11 protein-coding genes are annotated in these 13,352 nt (G+C 63.3%); 4 read left to right on the top strand and 7 right to left on the bottom strand.

Annotation, left to right across the window (positions count from 1 at the left end; all coding sequences use genetic code 11):
- Window positions 1-50: 50 nt before the first annotated feature.
- Window positions 51-560, bottom strand: a complete 510-nt coding sequence (locus tag PQ627_RS05195) for an amino-acid N-acetyltransferase (RefSeq protein WP_144663180.1) — start codon at window positions 558-560, stop codon at window positions 51-53.
- Between the two features lie 149 nt (window positions 561-709).
- Between PQ627_RS05195 and PQ627_RS05190 the strand changes: the two genes are divergently transcribed.
- Entirely contained in the window at window positions 710-1,948 is a 1,239-nt protein-coding gene (locus tag PQ627_RS05190) for a Fic family protein (protein WP_274259031.1), read from the top strand.
- A 21-nt stretch (window positions 1,949-1,969) separates the two neighbouring features.
- Here the strand turns inward: PQ627_RS05190 and PQ627_RS05185 are convergent, their stop codons facing one another.
- The 6 genes from PQ627_RS05185 to lysS form a co-directional block, all read right to left on the bottom strand.
- The gene (locus PQ627_RS05185; protein WP_274259029.1) at window positions 1,970-4,066 is read right to left on the bottom strand and encodes a S9 family peptidase; all 2,097 of its coding nucleotides are present in this window, start codon (window positions 4,064-4,066) and stop codon (window positions 1,970-1,972) included.
- A gap of 65 nt (window positions 4,067-4,131) precedes the next feature.
- Entirely contained in the window at window positions 4,132-5,358 is a 1,227-nt protein-coding gene (locus PQ627_RS05180) for a glycosyltransferase (protein WP_274259027.1), read from the bottom strand.
- A gap of 179 nt (window positions 5,359-5,537) precedes the next feature.
- Complete coding sequence (locus tag PQ627_RS05175) at window positions 5,538-8,030, bottom strand: ATP-dependent Clp protease ATP-binding subunit (RefSeq protein WP_144663184.1); 2,493 nt, start codon at window positions 8,028-8,030, stop codon at window positions 5,538-5,540.
- A 374-nt stretch (window positions 8,031-8,404) separates the two neighbouring features.
- Window positions 8,405-8,728 (bottom strand): histone-like nucleoid-structuring protein Lsr2, encoded by a 324-nt coding sequence (locus PQ627_RS05170; protein WP_144663185.1) that lies wholly within the window; start codon window positions 8,726-8,728, stop codon window positions 8,405-8,407.
- 130 nt (window positions 8,729-8,858) lie between these two features.
- The gene (locus PQ627_RS05165; RefSeq protein ID WP_274259023.1) at window positions 8,859-9,032 is read right to left on the bottom strand and encodes a hypothetical protein; all 174 of its coding nucleotides are present in this window, start codon (window positions 9,030-9,032) and stop codon (window positions 8,859-8,861) included.
- Between the two features lie 2 nt (window positions 9,033-9,034).
- Complete coding sequence (gene lysS / locus PQ627_RS05160) at window positions 9,035-10,564, bottom strand: lysine--tRNA ligase (protein WP_274259021.1); 1,530 nt, start codon at window positions 10,562-10,564, stop codon at window positions 9,035-9,037.
- A 75-nt stretch (window positions 10,565-10,639) separates the two neighbouring features.
- Between lysS and PQ627_RS05155 the strand changes: the two genes are divergently transcribed.
- The 3 genes from PQ627_RS05155 to PQ627_RS05145 all read left to right on the top strand — a co-directional run bounded on the left by PQ627_RS05155 (window position 10,640) and on the right by PQ627_RS05145 (window position 13,304).
- A complete protein-coding gene (locus PQ627_RS05155) occupies window positions 10,640-11,536 on the top strand; it encodes an alpha/beta fold hydrolase (protein ID WP_144663187.1) in 897 nt (298 codons plus the stop codon).
- 9 nt (window positions 11,537-11,545) lie between these two features.
- Entirely contained in the window at window positions 11,546-12,400 is an 855-nt protein-coding gene (locus PQ627_RS05150) for an alpha/beta fold hydrolase (RefSeq protein WP_274259019.1), read from the top strand.
- 70 nt (window positions 12,401-12,470) lie between these two features.
- Window positions 12,471-13,304 carry an alpha/beta fold hydrolase gene (locus PQ627_RS05145; RefSeq protein WP_144663189.1) on the top strand — a complete coding sequence of 278 codons (834 nt, stop codon included), beginning with the start codon at window positions 12,471-12,473 and terminating at the stop codon, window positions 13,302-13,304.
- Window positions 13,305-13,352: the final 48 nt, after the last annotated feature.

Genomic DNA, 13,352 nt, shown 5'->3' with positions numbered 1-13,352 from the left:
TACGAGAAGAGTTTTTAAATCACCCATAATCGGGCGAGTGCCTTGGAGGCCTACAGCTGCTTGATCATGCGGGTGTTGCCCAAGGTGTTGGGCTTGACCCGGGCAAGGTCCAGGAACTCCGCCACGCCCTCATCATGCGAGCGCAGCAACTCCGAGTACACCTGCGGATCCACCGCGGACTGGTCCTCCATGACCTCGAATCCATGGCGCTTGAAGAAGTCCACCTCGAAGGTCAGGCAGAAGACCCGGCTCACGCCCAGGGCGCGTGCCTCCTCCAGGAGGTTCTCCACCAGGGTGTGGCCGACGCCGCGCCCACGCCAGGAATCAGCCGCTGCCAGCGTGCGGATCTCGGCCAGGTCCTCCCACATCACATGCAGCGCGCCGCAGCCAATGACCTCGCCGGCGTCGGACTCGGCAATCCGGAACTCCTGGAGGCTCTCGTAATAGGCCACTGTCTCCTTGGCCATCAGGATCCGTTCCTCCGCCAGAGGGGCAACGAGCCTCTTGATGGCCGCCACGTCGCTGGTGCGGGCAGGGCGAAGGCTGAAGGAGGAAGTCACTCACCCATCCTAACGAGATGGGCGGAAGGGGCAGCTTCGTGAAGGCAGGCGTGGGTTCCGCTCTCGATAACCAACACTTATGCCGCTAAGTGTTGGTACGGCGGGAATAAACCAACACTTATGGGCTTAAGTGTTGGTATGGTGGGAACATGCCCACGTCTCCGTCCCCACGCATTCCGGTTGTTCCTGTCTCCTTCGAGACTTTCGACTGGCAGCCTCGCGCGCCCGCGATGTTCTCGCGCGCCGAGGTTGAGCGACAGACCGGCCCCTATCAAGCAGCCTTGACGGCGAATATTGAGCACTGGACTCCCGAAATTTCCGGGGAAGATGCTGCGGACGTCGAGGACGCGACTCGTGAGCTCGTGAAATTCGACAAGCACGCTCAACAGACGCTGGGCACGGACAACCCCGCACTTGGACCCATGACTGCGATCCTCTTGCGCACGGAATCAGCCTCAAGTTCGCAGATCGAGCAATTGACCACATCGGCGAAACAACTTGCCCTCGCCGAGATTGACGCCGGCCACAAGGCCAACGCGCTGACCGTCGTCGGAAATGTCCGCGCCATGGAAGCAGCTCTTCGGCTGGCCGACAATATCAGCGAAGACTCCATACTGGCGATGCACAAGGCGCTGATGCTCCACCAGCCCGGCTTCGATCCGGCAGGCGCTGGTCGCTTCAGAGAAGAGCAGGTGTGGATCGGCCCTGGCCAAGCCGGACCACGAATGGCCGAGTTCGTCGCTCCGCACCATGACCGTATTCACGGGGCGATCACGGATTTGGTCAAGTTCATCCACCGCCAGGATGTCTCCGTACTGGTTCAGGTGGCGGTCAGTCATGCGCAGTTCGAAACGGTGCATCCATTCCCCGATGGAAACGGCAGGACGGGTAGGGCGCTGGCTCAGTCGATTCTCCGCAACAAGGGCCTGGTCGGCTCCACAGCTGTGCCAATCTCCGCCGGTCTCCTGGTGGACACAGCACGCTATTTCGCCGCGCTTGGCGCATTCCGGGAGGGCGATGCCGGACCAATAGTTCGTCAGTTCGCGGGAGCAGCCCGGATTGCGGCCACCACTGGATCACGACTTGTAGACGACCTTGTCGGCGAGCTCGAAGAGTCCCGGGCAAAGTTGGCTGGTCTTCGGGCAGACGCGGCGGCCTGGAAGGTGCTGCCCGCACTGATCGGGCAACCCGCGGTCAACACAAAGTTCCTGATGAGCGAACTCGGTCTCGGCGAGATGGCGACGCTTCGCGCACTGGACACGCTCAGTGGCCGTGGCGTGCTCAACGAGACTTCAGGGCACGGCCGCAAGCGGGTTTGGCAGCACCGCGGAATACTCGATGTCCTCGACTCCTACGCCGCCGACATCCGACGGATGTCGGGAGGCTGATCCGTCAGCCTCCCGACACACCTACACTCCCAACTCCTCCGGGAGCGCCACCTCCTTGCCCAGGACCTGCTTGGCCAGGAAGTGCTCCACCACGCCGTACCAAACCTTGGCGTGCTGCGGTTGCAGGATCCAGTGGTTCTCGTCCGGGAAGTATAGGAAGCGGTGAGGGCTCTGGCCGTTGTCGTCCGCGGGCAACTGCGAGGAGGACAGGAGCTCGTACCAGAGCCGCAGGCCTTCGCCGATCGGCACCCGGTAGTCCTTGTCGCCGTGGATCACCAGCATGGGCGTCTTGATGTTGCCTACATTCAGGTGCGGTGAATTCGCCATGGCCATCTCAGCGGTCATTTCCTTGAGCCAGTACTGCGCAGCATCCGTGGTAGGCCCGAACTGGTCCAGCGCCCACAGGCTGGCATGCGTGACAATCGCCTTGAATCGGTCCGTTTGCCCGGCCACCCAGTTCGCCATGTAACCACCGAACGAGCCACCCATGGCCGCGGTCCGCGTTTCGTCAATATCCGGTCGCGACACCACCGCATCAGTAATGGCCATCAGGTCGGTAAAGGGCTTCTTTCCCCATTCACCCCATCCGCGCTGGATGAATTCCTGCCCGTAGCCGGTAGACAGGGCCGGATCCGGCAGCAGGACCGCGTAGCCCTTGGCCACCAACAGCCAGGGGTTCCATCGCCAGGTCCAGGCGTTCCACGAGCCCAAGGGTCCACCATGGATCCAGAGCAGGAGTGGCGCCGGATCTTCCGCTGAGGCCCCCTCCGGAAGGGCGAGGTAGGCAGGTACCCGCGCGCCGTCGTCGGCTGTTGCCTCCACGCGCTCAAGGCGTCCCTTGTACGCTGGCCGCTCCGCCGGTGCCTGCAAGCGGAGCACTTCTCCCGTGGCGAGGTCGATCCGCACAGCCTCGGCAGGGAACTCGTACGAGCTGCGAAGCGCATACGCGGCGCTCCCGTCGGGAGAAACCACGACGTCGGTATACGCTGCGCCGTCCTGCGTCACCTGCGTGACACCACCGTCGGCGACGTCGATCCGGAAAACCGGCGATGCGCCGTCGTCGTCCGCTTTCGCGAGGATGGCCGAACCGTCGGGGAGCCATGCGAGCGCGGTGGCCCATCGGTCCCACTGGTGGGCCAGGGGCTCCAGGTCAGCGGCCTCTCCACCCGCCACGTTCAGCAGGTGCAGCTTCACCTGGGGCGCCTGGGTGGGCGTTGTGTCGCTCTCGCTCTCCACCACCAGCGTCCGGTTGTCCGGGCTGACGGGGCCAGGAAAGTAACTCATCCCTTCATGGTCGAGCAGCACCTTGACCGCACCGGTAGCCACGTCGATGGCAGCCAGGACCTCACGGCTATCGGCTTTGGCCAGGGCCTTGGCCATGCTGGTGTAGATGGTCTTGCCGTCGGGGCTCACCACGGTTTTCGCTTCCCGAAGCGAGGCGCCGACGCCGGAGGTCAGGTTCCGCAAGGTAAGCGGCGCGGCAGCATCCACTGTTGCCGGCTTGCCGGACTCCTTCTCCTCCCCCGGCTCCACTGCGAAAATGCGCGGCTCCGCAGGGCCGAGGTCGGCATCCCAGTACCGGACAGGGTAGCCGCTGTGCAGGATGGCCGAGACCTTGTTGTCCTTGCGGGCCTTCCTGCGTTCTTCATCGTTTTCCTCGTCGGTTGAGCCGGCAAGGACCTCCGCGTTGATGAACGTTGCGTCGGCGCTCTTGGCCGTCATGACCGAACTGATGCCCCCGGGACGCGAGTGGACCACGCGCGCTTCACCGCCGTCGGACGGGAGCCGCCACAGCGCGTTGACGGGGTCAGCGTCGGGGCTTTCAGGATCCGGGCGGGCCGAAGTGAAGTAGAGGTCGCCGTTGGCCGCGAAGGCAGCACCGGTTTCGCCCTTGGAACTGCGGGTGATCCGGCGCGCACGGCTTTCGCCGGCTGGGTCCAGCTCCCACAGGGCGGTAGTGAACGCAGTTCCTTTGGTATCCAACGTCGTCACGGTAGTGACCAGGCGTTTTCCATCCGGGCTAAGGGTCAGGCCGCCAACCCGCGGGATGGCGAGGTAGTGGTCCAGGTCATGAAAGGGGGTTTCGGGCTGCGCGCCCGAGGTATCAGCTGAGTCCATGCTCCGATTCAACACCGAATGTGTTCGTCATCACAGTCTGGTTCACTTACAGTGAAACAGTACTTTCAGATATTGGCGCGGGTTTCAACCCGCCGCAGTGCCTCGACAACGGGAAGGGTCCCGTCTTCTTCGGCGACGGCTGCCGCCATTTCTTCTGCCCGCACACCGTACGACGGCGTGCGGGCGGCTTTCGCAATGGCCTCGCCGAGGCGCTCCGGAGTCAGCGTCTTGTGCGGAAGTGGGCGGGGACCAACCCCCAGCGCGGCAATCCTTGAGGCCCACAGTGGTTGGTCTGTGTACACAGGGACAGCTACGGCAGGGACACCTGCCCGGAACCCGGCCGCCGTCGTTCCGGCCCCCGCGTGATGCACCACCGCGGCCATGCGCGGAAACAGCCACTCATGGGGAACATCCCCGACGCCGATAGCGTCATCGCCAAGGGGCCCTTCCACCCCCTGCACCACAGCCCTCGTGCCGGCGCGCCGCGTAGCCTCGAGGATGAAGTCGGGGTCAATGTGGGCGCTGCTGCCGAAGCCCACGAAGACCGGCGGCGGCCCATCCCCAAGGAAGTCCTCCAAATCCTCCGGCGGCAGCCAGTTCTGCCTCGTTGCAGGCCACCAGTATCCGGCCATGACCAGGCCATGGTGCCAATCGGCAGGGCGCGGCAGCACCGTTGGACTGATGCCGTGGAGCGTGATTGCCCGCGCCGTCCTTCTGCGTCTCTCGCCCGCCGCACGGCTTTCCTTTGCGAGCCCCAGGGTCTTGCGAAGCCGCCTGCTGGGACCGTCGTAGGGAGCCGGCCCTGCTGCAGCACGCTCGCCAATAAGCTTGTTGCCCCACGGGCCAAGGCTTCGCGCCGAGTTCATGATCACCGGAGGGTAGGCAGAGCTGGGTTCCGTGGGCTGCAGATGGGCCCCGATGGCTGGGATGCCGAAGGCTTCAGCAACGTCGTACGCGTAGGGCGCTACCGAGTTCGCCAGAATGACGTCGGCTCCGGCCTCGGCTGCGGCCAGCGTGCCGATCGCGGCATTCTCCATGTACTGGCCCAGCTGGCGCCAGAACTCCACGAGGTTGCCCGGTTCCGGCTTCGCCCCTGGAGCCGGCCGCCTGATGAGCCGGGCCAAGTCCCCCTGCAGCGGCCTGAATTCACAGCCGGACTCGACAACCAGTGCAGCGTACGCAGGGTTGGCTGCAATAGCGACCTCATAGCCCAAGTGCTGCAGGCGGCATCCGAGGCCCGCCATGGGCGCAACGTCACCCCTGGTACCGGGGGCCACCATCAAAACGCGCAAGCTCCCCTCCCCCACTGGAGTTTTTGAACAGATAATGCCCTTATCAAGCCACCTTAGCCGCAATAGGTGTACAAAAACTCCACTTTAGGGGTGGGGTGGGAAGTGGGCCTGGGGCAAGCGAAAGCCCCGCCCACTCCTTTCGGAATGAACGGGGCTTTCGTTGGGCCAGGCCAGATGACTTACGCGGTAGGAGCGATCTCCGGGATCCGCGGCTTGGCGTTGCCTTCGAACGTGAACTTGGCGTCGTCACCTTCACCCTCGACGTCCACCACAACGATGTCGCCGGTGTGGATGTCGCCGAACAGGATCTTCTCGGACAACTGGTCCTCGATCTCGCGCTGGATGGTGCGGCGCAGGGGCCGGGCACCCATTGCGGGGTCGTAACCACGGGTAGCGAGCAGGACCTTGGCGGCCTTGGTGAGCTCGATGCCCATGTCCTTGTCCTTGAGGCGGCGCTCCAGTCGGGTAACGAACAGGTCCACGATCTCGATGATCTCGTCCTGCGTCAGCTGCGGGAACACCACGACATCGTCAACACGGTTCAGGAACTCGGGGCGGAAGTGCTGCTTGAGCTCTTCGGTAACCCGTGCACGCATCCGGTTGTAGCCGGTCTGGGTGTCCGTGCCGGACTGGAAGCCGGTTGCGACGCTCTTGGAGATGTCGCGGGTACCCAGGTTGGTGGTCATGATGATCACGGTGTTCTTGAAGTCCACAACGCGGCCCTGGGAGTCGGTCAGGCGGCCGTCTTCCAGAATCTGCAGCAGCGAGTTGAAGAGATCGGCGTGTGCCTTCTCAACTTCGTCGAACAGCACCACGGAGAACGGACGACGACGGACCTTCTCGGTCAGCTGGCCGCCTTCTTCGTAGCCAACGTAGCCCGGAGGTGCACCGAAGAGACGGGAAACCGTGTGCTTCTCGGAGTACTCGGACATGTCCAGCGTGATGAGGGCGTCCTCTTCACCGAACAGGAACTCGGCCAGGGCCTTGGCGAGCTCGGTCTTTCCGACGCCGGTGGGGCCGGCGAAGATGAACGAGCCACCAGGACGCTTGGGGTCCTTCAGGCCTGCACGGGTACGGCGGATAGCCTGCGACAGGGCCTTGATGGCCTCGTCCTGGCCGACGACACGCTTGTGCAGTTCGTCTTCCATCTTGAGGAGCCGAGAAGACTCTTCCTCGGTGAGCTTGAAGACCGGGATGCCGGTGGAGTTCGCGAGAACCTCGGCGATCAGGTCTTCGTCAACCTCGGAGATGTCGTCCATGCCGCCGGACTTCCAGGTGCGCTCCTTCTCAGCGCGTTCGGCAATGAGCTTCTGCTCCTTGTCGCGCAGCGAGGCAGCACCCTCAAAGTCCTGGGCGTCGATGGCGGATTCCTTCTCCATCTTGACGTCGGCGATGCGCTCGTCCATGGCCTTGAGCTCCGGCGGAGCGGTCATGCGGCGGATGCGCAGGCGTGCGCCGGCTTCATCGATGAGGTCGATTGCCTTGTCCGGCAGGAAGCGGTCCGAGATGTAGCGTTCGGCGAGCTGCGCGGCCGAGGCCAGGGCGCCGTCGGTAATCGTCACGCGGTGGTGTGCCTCGTAACGGTCCCGCAGGCCCTTGAGGATCTCGATCGCGTGCGCAACAGAAGGTTCCTTGACCTGGATCGGCTGGAAGCGGCGCTCAAGGGCAGCGTCCTTCTCGATGTGCTTGCGGTACTCGTCCAGGGTGGTGGCACCAATGGTCTGGAGTTCGCCACGGGCGAGCATCGGCTTCAGGATGGACGCAGCATCGATTGCACCTTCTGCGGCACCTGCACCGACGAGGGTGTGGATCTCGTCAATGAACAGGATGATGTCGCCACGGGTGCGGATCTCCTTGAGAACCTTCTTCAGGCGCTCTTCGAAGTCACCGCGGTAACGGGAGCCGGCAACCAGGGAACCAAGGTCCAGCGTGTAGAGCTGCTTGTCCTTGATGGTCTCCGGGACATCGCCGCGGACGATCGCCTGGGCGAGGCCTTCGACGACGGCTGTCTTACCGACGCCGGGCTCACCGATCAGCACGGGGTTGTTCTTGGTACGGCGGGAGAGGACCTGCATGACGCGTTCCATCTCCTGCTCGCGGCCGATCACAGGATCGAGCTTGTTTTCGCGGGCAGCCTGGGTGAGGTTGCGGCCGAACTGATCCAGCACCACCGAACCGGCCGGGGTACCTTCGGGCTGGCCCTGGCCGGAACCGCTTCCTGCGGTCTCCTTGCCCTGGTAGCCGGAAAGCAGCTGGATAACCTGCTGGCGGACCCGGTTCAGGTCGGCGCCAAGCTTGACCAGCACCTGGGCGGCCACGCCTTCGCCTTCACGAATGAGGCCGAGCAGGATGTGCTCGGTACCGATGTAGTTGTGGCCGAGCTGCAGTGCTTCGCGGAGCGAAAGCTCAAGCACCTTCTTGGCGCGCGGCGTGAAGGGGATGTGACCGGACGGGGCTTGCTGGCCCTGGCCGATGATCTCCTGCACTTGCTCGCGGACGCCATCGAGCGAAATGCTCAGGGACTCGAGCGCCTTGGCTGCAACGCCTTCACCCTCGTGGATCAGACCCAAGAGGATGTGCTCGGTACCGATGTAATTGTGGTTGAGCATCCTTGCCTCTTCTTGGGCAAGGACGACCACGCGACGGGCACGGTCCGTAAATCTCTCAAACATTTCGCCACACTCCTAGCTACGACGTACTTTGATGCTACGTGCCCGGAGAAGACTTTTGGAGCGTGTTCGCCACAGGGGAAACATGACGCCGTTGCGGAATAAATCCGTTTGGAACCCTTGACCGGGAACGACGGCGGTGACATCCTCCCGCAGGCCGGCCCGGTAGCAGGCCGGCCCGGTGGCCTCCAGGATGCCGGGCCGCACTGCCGGAGCGGATGCTCCCGCGCTTCAGCGGGATCACAATGGAATCCCCGGCACTTTCCATCGGGAGCAGATTCACAGAGAATTCCCAGTCACGGATGCCGCCGGACGAAAAAAGCACGCTTAAACAACGAATGCCCCGGCAGCAACTGCCGGGGCATTGAAGTGATGAATCAGGAATTGGCCTTTTGATAAGCTTCCTGAATTTCGGCCTGAATACGTCCGCGGCTGTTGACCGTGTACCCGTTGTCACGGGCCCACTGCCGGATCTGTGCGGAGTCCTGGTTGCGGGCTGCAGTAGCGCGGCCACGGGTCGCCCGACCGGAGGTCTTCCGGGCTTTGGCTACATACGGCTCCAGGGCTTTCCGAAGGGAAGCCGCGTTGGCCGTGGACAGGTCCATCTCGTAGCTCACGCCGTCGAGGCCAAAGCGGACAGTTTCGTCCGCAGACCCTTCATCCAGGTCATCGACGAGGATGATTTTTACTTTCTGTGCCATGAGTTGCCTCTCATTCGGAGGGTTTGGATAATCAGAAATTCCCCGGGTTTCTTTCTTGATTATCTGTCACGGCAAGCACGCGCGTCAAAGCACAATTGGATTCCGCTGCTTAGCGGAACCCAATTTTCGGCTATTTAGCGGTTGGGCCTTCGGGAGCCGGGCCCTGATTTCTCATATTGGCTTCCTCCTGGGCGCGGGCTTCCGCCTGGCGCTCGGATTTGTCCGCATTGAAGATGGACTTCATGGCAAACCAGAAAATCAAACCGACCACCACTGACGGCGCCAGCACTGCGATGTACTCCATGATCAGTGCCCTTCAGGCTTCAACAAGGGGAAAAGAATGGTTTCGCGGATACCGGCCCCGGTAAACAACATGACCAAACGGTCGATGCCGAGTCCGATTCCGCCCATGGGCGGCGCACCGTATTCGAGGGCACGGAGGAAGTCCTCATCGAGCTGCATGGCTTCTTCATCACCGGCAGCGGACCTGCGCGATTGTTCCGTGAGGCGTTCACGCTGAATGACAGGGTCAATCAACTCGGAGAATGCCGTGCCGCGCTCCATGCCGCCAATAATGAGGTCCCACGCCTCGATCAAACGGCCGTCCTCGCGGTGCGGGCGGGCCAATGGCTGGGCCGACGGCGGGTAGTCGTACACAAAAGTCGGGTTGAGCAGCGTGGGCTCGACGATTTCGCCGAAGAGTTCAACCACAATCTTCTCGGCATCCCATTTCGGGTCCGCTTTGACGTCGTGCTTGGCGGCGATCGCCAACAACTCCTCCACAGTGGTGTCCGGGGTAATTTCCACGCCCACGGCTTCTGAAATACCGGGGTATACCGCAAGCCACGCCCATTCGCCGTCGAGATTAATCTCACCGGCTTCCGTTTGGATGGTGCGCGTACCCACAACGTCAGCCACATTCAGGATGATTTCCTTCATGCGTTCAGCCATGACGAACTGGTCCGCCCACGCCTCATAGCATTCAAGCGTGGTGAATTCGGGGCTGTGGGTGGAGTCCACGCCCTCGTTGCGGAACACCCTGCCCATGTCGTAGACACGGTCAATTCCACCCACGACCGCACGCTTCAGGAAAAGTTCGGTGGCAATACGAAGGGTCATTTTCTGATCGAAAGCATTCATGTGCGTTTCGAACGGACGGGCCGTTGCACCGCCGTGGACCAGCTGCAGAATGGGCGTTTCCACCTCGACGTACCCGTGGCGGTCAAGGGTGTCGCGGACCGACCGGGTGATGGCGGCGCGCTTGTAAACCATCTCGCGGGCTTCATCGCGGACCATGAGGTCCACGTAGCGCTGGCGAACGCGGGTTTCCTCGTTGAGCTCCGCATGCAGCACGGGCAGCGGACGCAGCGCCTTGGACGCCATGGACCAGGAATCGGCCATCACGGACAGCTCGCCGCGACGGGAGGAAATGACCTCGCCCTTGATGAACACGTGGTCGCCGAGGTCCACCAGGGCCTTCCAGTCGGCCAGCGCTTCCTCGCCGACATTCGCCAGGCTCAGCATGGCCTGCAGGCGCACACCCTTGCCATCCACGCCGCCCTCCTGGAGGGTAGCGAAGCAGAGCTTGCCGGTGTTGCGGACAAACACCACGCGTCCGGTGACGCCAACAATGTCGCCCGTCGTCTCGTCAGCTTCGAGGTGTGCGTACTTTTCGCGGATTTCGCCGAGGGAGTGGGTCCGTTCCACGCCCACGGGATAGGCCTCCGTGCCGCGCTCGATCAGCTTGGCGCGCTTGTCCATGCGGATGCGCATCTGCTCGCTGGCGTCGATGGGTCCTGCGGAGGTGTTCGGGGCTGGGGTGTTTGCGGAAGTCACAATCCTTAAGTTTACCGTTGATTACCGACCTCCACTTCCGGACTTTCCCAAGGGGGAAAAGCATAGACTCGGACAGTGGAGACATGGATGGTTGAAACGCACGACGGCGGCGGGCAGCTTGAGGTGCACAGCTTCAGGCCGGCGGCCGCTGCCTCGATTCCCGGCGCCCAAGCGCCCGCGGAACCTGCCGGCGTCGTGCTTGTCCATGGCACTTTGGTGACCGATTCCCTGTACTGGTCCTTTGCGCGGACCTTGAGCGTTCTGCTGGGGCGCCCGGTCCACAGTTACAACAGGAGGGGCCGCGGCAATTCCGCCCCGCAACCTGCGGGCTACTCCGTTGAGACTGAGATTGCGGACCTCCAGGCAGTCATGGAGAAGAGCGGGTCCACCGATGTTGTGGCGCACAGCTACGGCGGCTTCGTGGCACTGCAGGCAGCCCGGGAGATCAGCATCGACCGCTTGGTGACCTACGACGCCGCGGTGTCCTTGTCCGGCAACCTGAGCAGCCGTTGGCGGCCCGAGCTTGAGGAAGCAGTCACTGCGGGCCAACTGGACCACGCGTGGGCGCATCTGGTGCAGGGATTGGGTACTGCCGGGCCCATCTCCTACCTCCCGCTGCGTGCCCTCCGCACCTTGAGCGTGCTGTCGGCCCAAACCAGGCTGGGACTGGAGATGCGCTCCCTGCTGCCCACCGCCGTCGTGGAAATGCGGGCGGTCCTCGACGCCGACGCGCACCTTCACGACTTCATGAAACTCTCCACGCCCACCCTCATGCTCAGTGGTGGATGGAGTCCGTCGTACTTCGGCGAGACAGGGCGGGCACTGGCCGGCGCCGTTCCCGCGATCGAGTTCGCGGTGGTGCCGCGGCAATTCCACGAAGGTCCGCTGCGGCCTGGACGGCGTCTGGCTGCACGGATCGCGCGGTTCCTTTCAGCGAACCGCCTCCCGGAAGAACGGGCTGACGCCACCTAAGATGTTCCGGTGAAGGAACGTGGAATCAAGACGCACGACGGCGGCAGCCTCGCCTTGTACAGCTACGGCGCCGAAGACGCGCCCGGGGAGCGCAGGGTGGTGCTGATCGGCGGCGCGTTTCTCACGGCCCTGATCTACCGGCCCTTCTCCGTCGCGCTGGCAAAAGGCCTTGGCGATGGCTGGGCCGTGGACGTGTACGACCGCCGCGGCCGGGGAAAGTCCACAGACCAGCCGCACAACTACTCCATGGAAACGGAAATCGAGGACGTCCGTACGATCATGGACGCTACCGGCGCCCGCAATATCCTTGGCCATAGCCTCGGCGGTTCCGTCGCCTTGAACGCCGCGCAGGCGTTCGCGGGAACCAGGCACGAACCCGGCAAGCTTGCTGTCTACGATGCCGCGGTGAATATCGACGGGAGCATGGACACCGGCTGGGTTGATGGTTTCGCAGAGGCGGTAAACCAAGGCGACATCAACCGGGCCATGGCAAGGATGCGGCGCGGCATGGAGCCCGGGACGGCGCTGGCACGCGTACCGGAGCCCATCCTGGCTGGTCTTATGGCCGTGGTTTCCCGCACCAAGGTGAACAAGTTGTTCCGGCAGCTGCTGCCATCCGGAGTGGGCGAGCTGAAGGCCGCGTTCGAGGATGCGGACACGCCGCAGGACTTCTCCGTGCTGCCCTCGAACACCCATTTCATGGTGGGCAAGAAGAGTCCACAGTTCTACAAGGTCACCGCAGCACGGCTGAACAGGGCCGTTCCTGGGAGCACCCTGGGAGTCTCCCCCAAAGGTTTCCATGGTTCCGTTCCCGCGGCAGTCAATGAGCTTGTGACGGACATTTCGAACTACTTCACACGCTGACTTCTTATCTTTATTCACATACGGGACCGGTATGCGGCGTGCTGTCAGGTGGCTCGGCTAGGCTCGTGACATGACGCGCGACATCATCATGACCCACGACGGCGGACACCTCGAAGTATTCACTACCGGCGGTGAGCAGGCATCGCCGGGCTCTGGTGTCGTGGTGGTTCCCGCCTCGATGGTGACGGCCTCGGACTACACGCGGTTTGCCCAGAAACTCAGTGACGCCCTCGGCCGGCCAGTCCACACGTTCAACAGGCGTGGGCGCGGCGATTCATCCCCGCAGGCCGAGGACTACACCCTGGAAGCCGACATCCGCGATCTCCAGACCGTCATGGAGCACACGTCCAGTACGGATGTGTTCGGCCACAGTTTCGGCGGCGCGGTGGCATTGCACGCAGCGCGCACGCTGCCCGTGGAACGCTTGGCCGTCTACGATCCCGCGGTATCGGTCAACCACAGCGTCAAGGCTGAGTGGACGGACGACTATGAACGCGCGACGGCGGCAGGAGACTATGATCGCGCCCTCGCCGTGCTCATCAAGGGAGTCGAGACGGGCGGCGCCTTCGCGAGGATGCCGCTGTCCATGCTGACGCTGGCCAACAAGCTTGCAGCAGGAACTCCCCTGGGCAAGCAGCTGCGCGAGCTCATGACTTGTGGTGTCCGCGAAATCAAGGCGGTCATTGCCGCCGATATGCCTGCCGAGCCGTTCCTGGCCCTCCCCCTTGAAACGTTGATCGTGGTGGGGGAGAAGAGCCCCGCGTACTTCGGCGTGGCCTGCGGGCAGATCCACGACGTCCTCTCCGGATCCAGCTACACCATCCTGCCTGGCTTCGGCCACGACGGCCCGAATAAGGCTCCGGACAAGCTGATCTCGGAATTGTCGGAGTTCTTCTCGGGTTAGTTGGGTTTTAACGGCTGCGGGCCTCCCTTGGGGGAGGCCTGCAGCGGT

The sequence above is a fragment of the Paenarthrobacter sp. AB444 genome (assembly GCF_028736865.1).
GTDB lineage: Bacteria > Actinomycetota > Actinomycetes > Actinomycetales > Micrococcaceae > Arthrobacter > Arthrobacter nicotinovorans_B.
This window is presented reverse-complemented; position numbering and strand designations above follow the sequence as displayed.

Bases quoted from the DNA above. Each gene is read 5' to 3' on its own strand.
- PQ627_RS05190 (WP_274259031.1), top strand. From the start codon at position 710: ATGCCCACGTCTCCGTCCCCACGCATTCCGGTTGTTCCTGTCTCCTTC.
- PQ627_RS05185 (WP_274259029.1), bottom strand. From the start codon at position 4,066: ATGGACTCAGCTGATACCTCGGGCGCGCAGCCCGAAACCCCCTTTCAT.
- PQ627_RS05175 (WP_144663184.1), bottom strand. From the start codon at position 8,030: ATGTTTGAGAGATTTACGGACCGTGCCCGTCGCGTGGTCGTCCTTGCC.
- PQ627_RS05170 (WP_144663185.1), bottom strand. From the start codon at position 8,728: ATGGCACAGAAAGTAAAAATCATCCTCGTCGATGACCTGGATGAAGGG.
- PQ627_RS05165 (WP_274259023.1), bottom strand. From the start codon at position 9,032: ATGGAGTACATCGCAGTGCTGGCGCCGTCAGTGGTGGTCGGTTTGATT.
- PQ627_RS05145 (WP_144663189.1), top strand. From the start codon at position 12,471: ATGACGCGCGACATCATCATGACCCACGACGGCGGACACCTCGAAGTA.